Annotated in this window: 11 protein-coding genes; 2 read left to right on the top strand and 9 right to left on the bottom strand. The window is 46.4% G+C overall.

Translation table 11 applies throughout. The features are described from left to right. Positions 1–237 precede the first annotated feature (237 nt). Positions 238–789: a helix-turn-helix domain-containing protein gene (locus tag ABW391_RS23405; protein ID WP_353484323.1), complete on the top strand. Its 552-nt coding sequence runs from the start codon at positions 238–240 to the stop codon at positions 787–789. Between the two features lies 1 nt (position 790). On the opposite strand, the gene ABW391_RS23400 is transcribed toward ABW391_RS23405, so the two are convergent. From ABW391_RS23400 to ABW391_RS23390, 3 genes are all read right to left on the bottom strand, one after another. Then, complete coding sequence (locus ABW391_RS23400; RefSeq protein ID WP_353484322.1) at positions 791–1621, bottom strand: hypothetical protein; 831 nt, start codon at positions 1619–1621, stop codon at positions 791–793. Then, complete coding sequence (locus tag ABW391_RS23395; RefSeq protein WP_353484321.1) at positions 1618–2109, bottom strand: glycine-rich domain-containing protein; 492 nt, start codon at positions 2107–2109, stop codon at positions 1618–1620. The genes ABW391_RS23400 and ABW391_RS23395 overlap by 4 nt, the downstream gene beginning before the upstream one ends. A 176-nt stretch (positions 2110–2285) precedes the next feature. After that, positions 2286–2699 (bottom strand): nucleoside deaminase, encoded by a 414-nt coding sequence (locus tag ABW391_RS23390; protein WP_353484320.1) that lies wholly within the window; start codon positions 2697–2699, stop codon positions 2286–2288. A gap of 73 nt (positions 2700–2772) precedes the next feature. On the opposite strand from ABW391_RS23390, the gene ABW391_RS23385 reads away from it, so the two are divergent. Then, positions 2773–4194 carry a serine hydrolase domain-containing protein gene (locus ABW391_RS23385; protein ID WP_353484319.1) on the top strand — a complete coding sequence of 474 codons (1422 nt, stop codon included), beginning with the start codon at positions 2773–2775 and terminating at the stop codon, positions 4192–4194. A gap of 63 nt (positions 4195–4257) precedes the next feature. On the opposite strand, the gene fdhD is transcribed toward ABW391_RS23385, so the two are convergent. From fdhD to ABW391_RS23355, 6 genes are all read right to left on the bottom strand, one after another. Beyond that, on the bottom strand, positions 4258–5130 hold the full coding sequence (gene fdhD, locus ABW391_RS23380) for a formate dehydrogenase accessory sulfurtransferase FdhD (RefSeq protein WP_353484318.1): 873 nt from the start codon (positions 5128–5130) through the stop codon (positions 4258–4260). A gap of 14 nt (positions 5131–5144) precedes the next feature. Further along, positions 5145–5822, bottom strand: a complete 678-nt coding sequence (locus ABW391_RS23375; RefSeq protein WP_353484317.1) for a class I SAM-dependent methyltransferase — start codon at positions 5820–5822, stop codon at positions 5145–5147. A 32-nt stretch (positions 5823–5854) separates the two neighbouring features. Continuing rightward, complete coding sequence (locus ABW391_RS23370) at positions 5855–6583, bottom strand: metallophosphoesterase family protein (protein WP_353484316.1); 729 nt, start codon at positions 6581–6583, stop codon at positions 5855–5857. 130 nt (positions 6584–6713) lie between these two features. Further along, positions 6714–8369 (bottom strand): ArnT family glycosyltransferase, encoded by a 1656-nt coding sequence (locus ABW391_RS23365; RefSeq protein WP_353484315.1) that lies wholly within the window; start codon positions 8367–8369, stop codon positions 6714–6716. A gap of 2 nt (positions 8370–8371) precedes the next feature. Further along, positions 8372–9226, bottom strand: a complete 855-nt coding sequence (locus ABW391_RS23360) for a 2OG-Fe(II) oxygenase (protein ID WP_353484314.1) — start codon at positions 9224–9226, stop codon at positions 8372–8374. Positions 9227–9370: 144 nt separating this feature from the next. Beyond that, positions 9371–9947 (bottom strand): Ca2+-dependent phosphoinositide-specific phospholipase C (locus ABW391_RS23355; RefSeq protein ID WP_353484313.1); only part of this gene is annotated, 577 nt, incomplete at its 5' end.

Here is a 9947-nt window from a genome sequence, read left to right as displayed (position 1 = left end):
TTTTGGAAATTTGATCAGCGGATCAGCGATTGAGACGGAGAAGAAGGAGTAAGAGAACTTTTAATATGTAAAAATTGAAAAGTGACTGATTAAACTAATCTTCGAAGAGCAGTTGGTCAGTCACGTTCAATTTTTCAGCTACCTTTATGTCATAAAAAGAGCTGGCGTAATTTGCCTATTGCTTTGGGCATTTACCTTGATAGTTGCTTGAATTGGTTACCTTAATCACGGCGAAATTTGGCTTTTACCGAAAAAAGCGCCGACTTGATTTGGCTGATTTTTTCAATCATTCCAGACCTTCTGGGGTATTTTGCGATCCACCAGCCAGAAATTTTTAAAGTGCCCCAGCCGGTATCCTTGTTCAATGCCGTATCCGAATTGCCCATTGAGGAAGTGAAAGCTGGCCACCTGAGTGATAAAAAGAACGAAGACCTCAGTGATGAAAACCTGAACCGGCTCCGACACCAGGTAGAAGTATACATGACACAACACAAACCATACGTCAATCCCAAATTGACGTTGAATGAATTGGCGGGCATGCTCAAACTCCCACCATACCTGCTTTCCAAGGTCATCAACGAAGGTTATGACAAAAACTTTTTTGATTTCATCAATACCTACCGCATTGAGGAGTTTAAGCGCAGAATAGAAGATCGCCACTTTCAACACTATACGCTTCTGAGTATCGCTTTTGAAGTGGAGTTTAACTCTAAAACAGCCTTCAATCGCTTATTTAAGAAAATTACCAACCAGTCACCAAGTGAGTTTTTTCAGTCAGTGAAGGTTTGATTCAGCTTCCGCCGCATCCTCCACCACCACATCCGCCGCCGCCGCCGCAACCTCCTCCTCCACTGCAACCGCTTCCTCCACTACAACCACTTCCACTGCATCCACCACCACCGCAACCGCCAAATGAATCACTGACACCAAAAAATGCGCCACAGCCGCTCCCCCCTGCCATTACAGCGTCGGCTCCAGCAGGTGATTGAAACAGCTGTTTAAGTGGGATGTAGGCATTGGTCAACTCCTGGATCCAGTCTTCACTGAAGGTTTTTTCTTGTAAAATTTTCTCCAGACTATCGATCAACAAAAGGCCAGATCCCAACAAAGCTGGCAATTCCAGCAAACGTCTTTGCCCTAGGCCCATTGAATGGATTACAATCTCATTGCCTTTATTCAGGCGTTGGTTCAAATCATTGCGCAACTCCTTGCCTTCGGTTGTTAAGGGAAAAGAGTGAAAGGCGTTCCAAAAGTTTTTTGGCATCAACGACAGCATCTTGGGGCTTTTGCGCACGTAATTGTACTGAAATCCATGGTGCGATTGCGTTTGTTGTGCCACGGTATTGATCAATAAGGTGAGTTCAACGCTGGACTCACCACTTCGGAAAGGCAACAAAAAGGGTTCTTCGTGCAACAAAGGAGGGTACTGCTGAAAATATTGCCCGGGGGTTAAATGATACACCCACTTTCCGGGAGTGTACTCCTGGCTATTGAACTGAAGCACCCCTTTCATAATTAAATCCAGCAGGGTGAGTCGCATCATTTTGCGCCCAGATTGTCGATTGGGCTTTTGCAAAAAAAGCATTTCAGCAGGCGAGAGTTGATTGATGTCTGGTATCATTTGCGAAAGATTTTAGGGTAAAGCCAATATTGATTTAAATTGACCCGGCGAAAATTCAGTGGCGCAAAACGAACACTGGCTGGAGGCCAAAGATCGCTAGGCGGCTCTTGTGCAAAATGTTCGCGGTACAAAGTCAAGGTATGCTCATAACATTCCAGGTACTTTGTATCTTCCGTCTGGCCGCCTTTGGTTGGTCCGTGGTGAATTTCGCGATGGAGGGTATCCCGACAGAAATCCTGCCAGTAAGAACGGGTATAAATGAGGTGCAAATGCCATACCTGGTCTACTTCATCCGAGGGAGTCATTGGCGTTGGCGCTACGCAACAGAGGTAAATGAAGCGTTTGTATTCCAGTAAAGCCCGAAAGGCAAAAGGCAATTTCCAGCCATTCTCCAGGGCCAGGCGCTGCACAAATGGAAATGCGGCTTGCGGATCGTTGAGTTCAAATGATTGAATGTTGTCCCACAGGGCACGCTGTTCCGGGTTCATCGGCTTCAATTTGCATTAAAAATACAGAAATAATGGCAGCAAATAAATGGGCAAAAAAGCGAAGAACTCTTTTTTCGACTAAACTGATCGAATTTTAGGGCAAGTAAATGAATAATTAGATTAAAAAACGATTTGATTTCATTCAGCAGCCTTAGTAGTGGGGCACTTATTTTTTATCACCCCTTAGTCCAAAAGACCAGCTCCGGAACAGGCCGTATTGCCCAAAATGCCTTATCCGTCAAAACTGGAAACTTGGAATTGACTCCGCCCACTGTTGGCACAGCTACTTCGAATACCACCTTCCGTATGCGGTAATGGCGAATGACGTAGGAGCACATCACGCAAGGCTCGTGGGTGGTGATCAATTCACAATCTGACAAATCATTGGTTTGAAGTTGGAGCACTGCAGCCCGAATGCATTCAACCTCTGCATGTCTGGTCACATCTCCAGAAGAACGAGCCAATTCCATCCCTTCGCCAATAATTACTCCATCCTGGATTAGCACTGCTCCAACAGGTGGGTTTCCCAATTCGGCAGAGGCTGCAGCAAGTTCATGGCAGCGGGTGAAGAAAGAGGTGTAGTTTTCCATTTTATCTTTTGTATTTTCGATAATCTTTTTCTTTGAGCAATCCATCAAAAGTATGCATAAAACCACTATCTCCATGAAACACCACCCATTCCTTTTTGTCCTGATTCTTCTTTTTTCCAATGCGCTTTCAGCTCAAAGCACCAACTGGATCAAACCCTACACGCCCAGGATTGACTCCCTTTTTGCCGATCTCCAACAAGGAAATCAACCTGGCCTGGCCCTGGGCATTGTCAAGGGAGGGCAGTTGGTATTGAGCAAGGGCTATGGCTTGGCCAATCTGGAACACCGTTTGCCTTTTGCGCCTAATACCGTTTCTGACATCGGTTCTTTGGCCAAGCAGATTACCTGTTTTGCCGTGGTATTATTGGCCCAAAGAAATCAATTGTCGCTCGATGAGAACATCCGGAAATACCTCCCCGATGTACCCGATTTTGGCCAACCCATCACCATCCGACACCTGATTCACCACGTCAGTGGCATTCGAGAAATCTATGGTATGTTGGAATTGGCGGGCTGGCGACAAGGCGATGCCATTCGCCAAAACGAAGCACTGGATTTGGTCATGCGCAGTCGCGAACTCAATTTTGCGCCAGGCAATGCCCATTCCTATTGCAATACTGGCTATATGCTATTGGCGGAAATTATCCAAAAAGCCAGTGGACAAAGTTTCGAACCCTGGATGCGGGCCAACATTTTTACTCCATTGGGCATGAAGGATACTTACATCATGGATGTGCAAGGAGAATTGTTTCCCAATGTGGCTGATTCTTACGCCAAAGGCGAGCAACAGGAATGGATCAAGCAATACGACAACAGTACCGTCATTGGGGCGGGCGGTATTTACACCACACTACCTGATTTGGCGCGTTGGGCCAGCAATTACCGCGACGGCAAGCTGGGCGGTATGGCCGCCTTGCAGCAAATGTACCAGCGGGGCATCCTGAACAGTGGCGATACGCTGAGTTATGCTTTTGGCCTGGAAGTAGAACAATATCGGGGGCTGCGCTGTATTCAGCATACAGGTTCCAGCGCCGGCTACCGGGCGGCATGGTTGTACTTCCCCGATCAAGACCTGACCATTTTGGTCAAAAGCAATTTTGCCAACTTCAACAGCTTGGCTACTTGTCGAAAAATTGCCGATATCGTTTTGGCCAAAACGCTGAAAGCTATGCCAATGAGAATTGCTTTTACCAATAAAATTAAAAATCCAGCTCCTCCAATTTACACCACCGCACTTGGCGATTTTGTGGGGCGCTACTATTGCCCCGACATGGAAACGGCCTACACCATAGCCGCTGTACAAGATGGCTTGATTGCGCAGCATCGCCTAAATGGCACACTCAAACTCAAACAGGTTGGAGTGGATCTTTTTGAAGAGCCGTCCATTTTGGGCAAAATACAATTTGAGCGCAATGCCGCTGGAGTAGTCACGGGCATGCGGGTGACGAGCGGAAGTGTGTTGAATCTCTGGATGGGAAAGGTGGCTGGGGAATGAAATTCAGCATTTTGTTTCGCGCAGATTTTACACAGATTTATTCGCAGATTCACGCAAAAAAATCTACGTAAAATCGAGCGTATCCTCTACAAGATTCAATCTTTCTTTTCCTGAATAAACATTAAACCGACCATCTCTTAAAAAACCAATCAAGGTAAGGTTGTGTGCTTCGGCCAATTCTACGGCCAGACTGGACGGCGCACCTACCGCAGCAATCACCGGTATGCCAGCCATAAGGGCTTTTTGAACCAATTCAAACCCGGCCCGACCACTCAGAAAGAGGATGGTGGAGCTCAACGGGAAAATCATTTTTTGCAGGGCGGCGCCTATCACCTTGTCTAGGGCATTGTGCCGCCCGATGTCCTCGCGTGACAAGAGCAGGTTTCCATCGGCAGAAAACAACCCGGAGGCATGAATTCCTCCCGTATGGCCAAACAGTGATTGCGCAGGGGAAAGCAATGTTGTCAGTTGGAGTAAAATTTCAGGATTGATTTGGGGAATCCCTGTGGGCAGGAGGAAAGGAGTATGGGTTTGCACCATTTCCAGGCTGGCTTTTCCACAAATGCCACAACTGGAACTGGTGTAAAAATGCCGATTCAAGCGCTCAAAATCGAACCGTGCATCGGGGTGGAGTTCAACCAAAACGCTGTTTTCCTGGGCATCGGGGCTGAGTTGAGCTCCCGTATAGCGCATTTGCAGCACCTCGCTTTTTCCATGAATGATCCCTTCCGTATACAAAAAACCATAAACGAGGTCAAAATCTTGGCCAGGTGTACGCATCGTTACGGCCAAACTGCGCTGTTCCCTTTGGCCAATGGGGCCAAAAGCCAATTGAATTTCGAGCGGTTCTTCAGCGGCCAGATGGTCGCTTAAGGTCTGGAATTGTCCGTTTTGGTATTTGACAATTGATACATCGCGAATGGGAGATTGGTACATGGAATCGCTGGATTTTACCGCTGTGCCTGAAAGTTGCCGAAATGCGCCGCCTGCCAGGCAATACGGGAATGCTTGAAACCCGCTTGTGCCAACCAGGCAAACTGATCTTCGTAATTGTCGGGTTTGTCGTATTGGGCGTGGTGCGCCATCAATTCGTCCCATTCGGAGTTGAGCGTTCCCTGGCTTTTGGCAAACGTTTCCCAGGGATCCAGTACGCGTTGCTGGTAATCGGATTCCTTTTTGCTGGCATGCAGGTCGGAGCTCGACAAGATGCCGCCAATATTCAACCAGGAGGACATTTTTTTGAAAATTGCCTGCTTTTCGGTCTGATCCAGGTGGTGCAGCGCAAATGCGGCCACGATCAAATCAAAACTTCCCTCATCAAAATGGGCATCTTGAAAATAGGCCTGTACATACTCAAAGTCAGGGCGATTGTTGAAGCGCTGCTTGCAAGCCTCGAGCATTTCGGGAGAGGCATCCAAAAGGGTAATTTTGGCTTCGGGAAAACGCTCCACCAACAGGGCAGTCGCGTTGCCATTGCCACAGCCCAAATCCAGAATTCGGCTGGGTTGAAACCCTGCAGGCAATTCATCGGCCAGGCTATTGATCAATTTGCGGTAATGAGGTACCCAACGCAGGATTTTGGCAGTGTAATCGTTTTGCCAGGTATCAAATTCAGCGGCTAAACTCATGGCTTACAATATTTGGATGGTAGAAATGTACTTTAAAGATAATGCACCGCGCTAATGGTAAGTTCCGGGAGAAAAGAAATTTCGCGAAAAGCAATGCGGTAATGGTCTACTTTGAAATCTTCAGCGTAGGAATCGATTTGAAAAAAGCAGGAAGGGGTCACGTGAACCAGCAGGTTTTTCCAGCGGATGGTGCGATCGATGTGGTAATGCCCACAAAATACATCGATGTTGCCAGGGTAAGCCGACAAGATATCCAACAATGGGTTGCGGTCTTTAAGGGCATAGTTGTTGTCCATAAACGGCATGCCCACGAGTAGGGGTGGGTGGTGGATGAACAAAACAATGTCGCCTTTCAATTGCTTGAGTTGGGCTTCTACCCAGGCCAATTGCTCTTCGGCGACGATGTATTTGGAGGTATCCATAAACACAATTGGCTTGCCTTCCCAGGTGCGGGTGTAATACAAACCATCGGATTTTAGATCACTGTCACGCCCGAATGCCTTGGCCACCAGTTGGAAATCGTCGTGATTGCCGGCCATGACTTCGTAGGGAATATTCAGTTGATCTACCGAGGGCTTAATCCAGTTGTAGATGTCCAGCTCGCCCTGACTATAGCAAAGATCCCCGGAAAGCACCAGGAAATCAGGGCGTCGCTCTTGAACAGCAGCAATAATGCGGCGGAAGTTTTCCCGAACATCAACCAAGTAAGTGTCTTCGCCTTCTCTTCCAATGTGTAAATCCGTAATTTGAATGACTCTCATAGCCTGATTTGAGTGGATCGATCAGGTCTGCAAAATAAGAACTTTACCTCAAACACGCTGCAAATTAACGTTCTATTAAATTTGCAATGAATCCATGCTTTTAACCAACCGATACCAATCCTTATAAATGTCAGTTTTTCTTACTGCGCTTGTAAAACACGAATCCATTCTTGCGACCAATTTCCTTGAATTCTGGTGTATTTTCCAATTCTTCAGTGCGGTCAATTTTGGTAATGGCGTACACATCTTTATCAATTGCACCATGGAGTAGCCACTCTTTGTCCCAACTCTTGGGGTTGCTTACCTTGGGCTTGCGGGTGTAAAAGAGGTGGACGTATGATTTGTATCCATCCGTAATCACGTAGCAATCTTCGCCAACCCGTTTTTCACAAAACTCGATCGCAGCTCTTTGGGAGTATCCTTCAATGCGCTTGATGAAAAAAATCAGGGTCAGCATCACAAACACGCCCGTACCCAGGAAGAGCAACCGAAACGCCGTCCAGGCATCGCTGCGAAATTTGGGCAAACTGTACAACAGCAGTGCAAATAGAAATAAACCAGGGATGATTTCAAAACCCGTCCAGTGTACTTTTGCATCCATATTGGCCACCGCAAATGGATCCTTGAACATGGGCTTGAGTACGTCAAGATGCCCAGCCAAAAATGGCAAACTGATGGTCAGCAGCATGTACAATCCCGCTACCCCCCAAATCCCTATGCGCATGGCTCGATTGAAGGCAATTTTGCCTTCAATGATTTGGTACAGCACCACCGCCGCAAGGAAAGTCAAGGGGAAATAACACATCGAGGAGTAATGCACAATCTTGGATTTGACAATACTGAACAAAATCAGTACCACAAAAAACAAGTACTTCATCCACTTTCGGAAATCAGCTTGATAAAGCTTTTCGGTTTCCGGCATTTTCCAAAAAGAACGTATAGCAAATATTGATGCCGGGAAACAACCTACCAACAAAACCGCAAAGTGGTAGCCAAAAAAGCCTTTGTGGCCCGCGTCTGGCGTGCTGAACAGCCGGTATTGGTATCTGTTGAACTCCTGAATGAACCAGGGACCATTTTTCCAGGTTTCGATGCCATACCAGGACAGGGTAATCAAACTTGCCGCAAAGCTGAAAAACAGAAATTGTGGAACATTGACGTAAAAACGAAACCGCTGATAAACCCAATACACGCCCATTGTCAATGCCGCTATCAAGTACGCGACCGGCCCTTTGGTAATGATTCCCATGCCAATTAAAAACCCGCCAAGGAATAAGTAAAGCCATTTGTTGCCCTTCAACTCCAGGTCGAATTCATTTTTTTTCCAATAAAATAAAATGAAGCCGTATAGTCCGGTAAAGATGAAAAAATTGAACCAGGGATCGATGATGCTGGATTTGAAATACAAAAGCGGCAATACTGTACCGAAATAAGTCAGCGCCCAAATCAAGCCAAAACGGTGGTTGTACAGTTGACGCCCCATGCGGTAAAGTACCACCAGGGTAAGAATGCCACAAATGGCATTTGGGAAGCGAGCAGCGTATTCACCAACCCCAAAAATGGCCATCGCGCTGGATTGCAACCAGAAGAAGAAAGGTGGTTTTTCCCAAAAAGGCTCAAAATTGACGTAAACCCGACCATAATCCCCCGTGAGCAACATCTCCCGGCTGATTTCGGCGAAATTGATTTCATCCCAATCAAAAAGATGTACGCCCCCTAAAAAAGGCAGGTACAACAATGCACCCAAAATTACCAGCCAGAGCGAAGTTCGATTTGCTTGATTCATGCTTATTTCTTACGACCATTCAAAAAATTCAACACTTTGCTGACGAATTTGTCATCGATCCCCAACCAGCCTTTGAGGGTGTTGTACCAGGAAACCATTTGTTTGTCGAGGTAAATGAAAACACTTTTGAAACCATCGCCTGGCCTAGCCTGGTAGTTGGTTGCACGCTTGCGGGGGGCAGCAGTTTCTTCGGTGAAATAATAAAGCGCGATGGATTTACGGGTCATGTCTTCCGGACACTTAATTGGTTCGGGCAATCCATGAAAAGAATCTTGATCGGTATTGAAAATGGCGCAACGGTTGAAAATGGGCAGTACTTTTTGGGCACAGGCTTTCATGTCTCTTGTCCATAGCTCCAGGTTGCCTTCATATTCTGGGAGCCAGTTTTCGTTGAGGTAAATCAATACATTGACCCTGCGGCGCCAATTGCGTTTGTGGGGGTGCACGGTGAAATCGGCATGGATGTTCAGAAAACCACCGCGTTTGCTTTGGTGCAATCCACCTCCTTCCAGGCTGTTGTCGGCAATCAGACCGGGAATGCCGGTAAGGTTGCTCAGAATATGTACAAACTCGTCGCTGTTCAATGCTTTGATGACCTCCTGAATGGGTTCTGGAATCAGATCCATTTTGTTGAGGCCATGTTTTTTTTCATTGACATGCACGTAATGGATCCAACCTTGATCTTGTACGCCAGGAAAGGCATGCATGGCTTCTCGCGCAGCATCAATGTCTAAGAAATTGTCGAAAACACCAAATGGATAGGGATGTGCCTGCTGGTATTGATCAGCAGCACCTTCAAATTGTGTTTTCCAATGTTCAAAATTGATGATGGCTGGGGAGGTGATTTCGTGTGCCATAAAGAAGACTTGCTTTTGTCGGGTTAAATGTACGGATCGCAATAACAATAGAGTCTATTGAATCAGGCTCAATAAGACAAGACACCACGAGTATGTGTTTTGGTTCGATCAGTAGTGCAATTTTGGACAAAAGTAGGCTTATTTTTATCTTTTAAGCATCGGATTCGGTCGGCAAAAAGTTTTATCATCGAAATAAATGGCATAATCTGATTTGAAATGCTTACTCGGCAGGTAGTAGTCTGTTGAAATAATCTGCGCATTGGACGTGCATGCTGCCTCAAATTGACTCTTGTCATTTTTTCGGGCTTGCCAGGTGCCGGAATCAGCCCGGGTGCGCACGATGTACCCTTTTTTTACCAGATCCTGAATCTCTTTTTGGGCTTCAACTGGGTCGTTTTTAATCAAAAAAGCGGCTTCTGGAGCGCCAGCTTCGGTTGTAGAAAACATCATCCGACCTTTTAAGGAAGGATGGCCGGCCAAATAGGTCGCTCTTTTTTCTCCTCCTTCATCCAGTACAAACAAGAATTTACCCCGAGCTTTTTTGATGCTTGGCCAGTTGCCCGCCAATACTGCTGCCTCCAAAGTAGCGAAGTTCCCGCGTACAACATCTGGGGTAATCAATTTTTCAATACCCAAGTAAGTCTGCAAGGTTTTGTCCAGTTCATTAAATACCGCTGCATCGAATTTTTCAGGTACAGTGAAGCCAGGTCGCTTGATTTCA

The sequence above is a fragment of the Haliscomenobacter sp. genome (genome assembly GCF_040403615.1).
In the GTDB taxonomy this organism is placed as follows: Bacteria; Bacteroidota; Bacteroidia; order Chitinophagales; family Saprospiraceae; genus Haliscomenobacter.
This window is presented reverse-complemented; position numbering and strand designations above follow the sequence as displayed.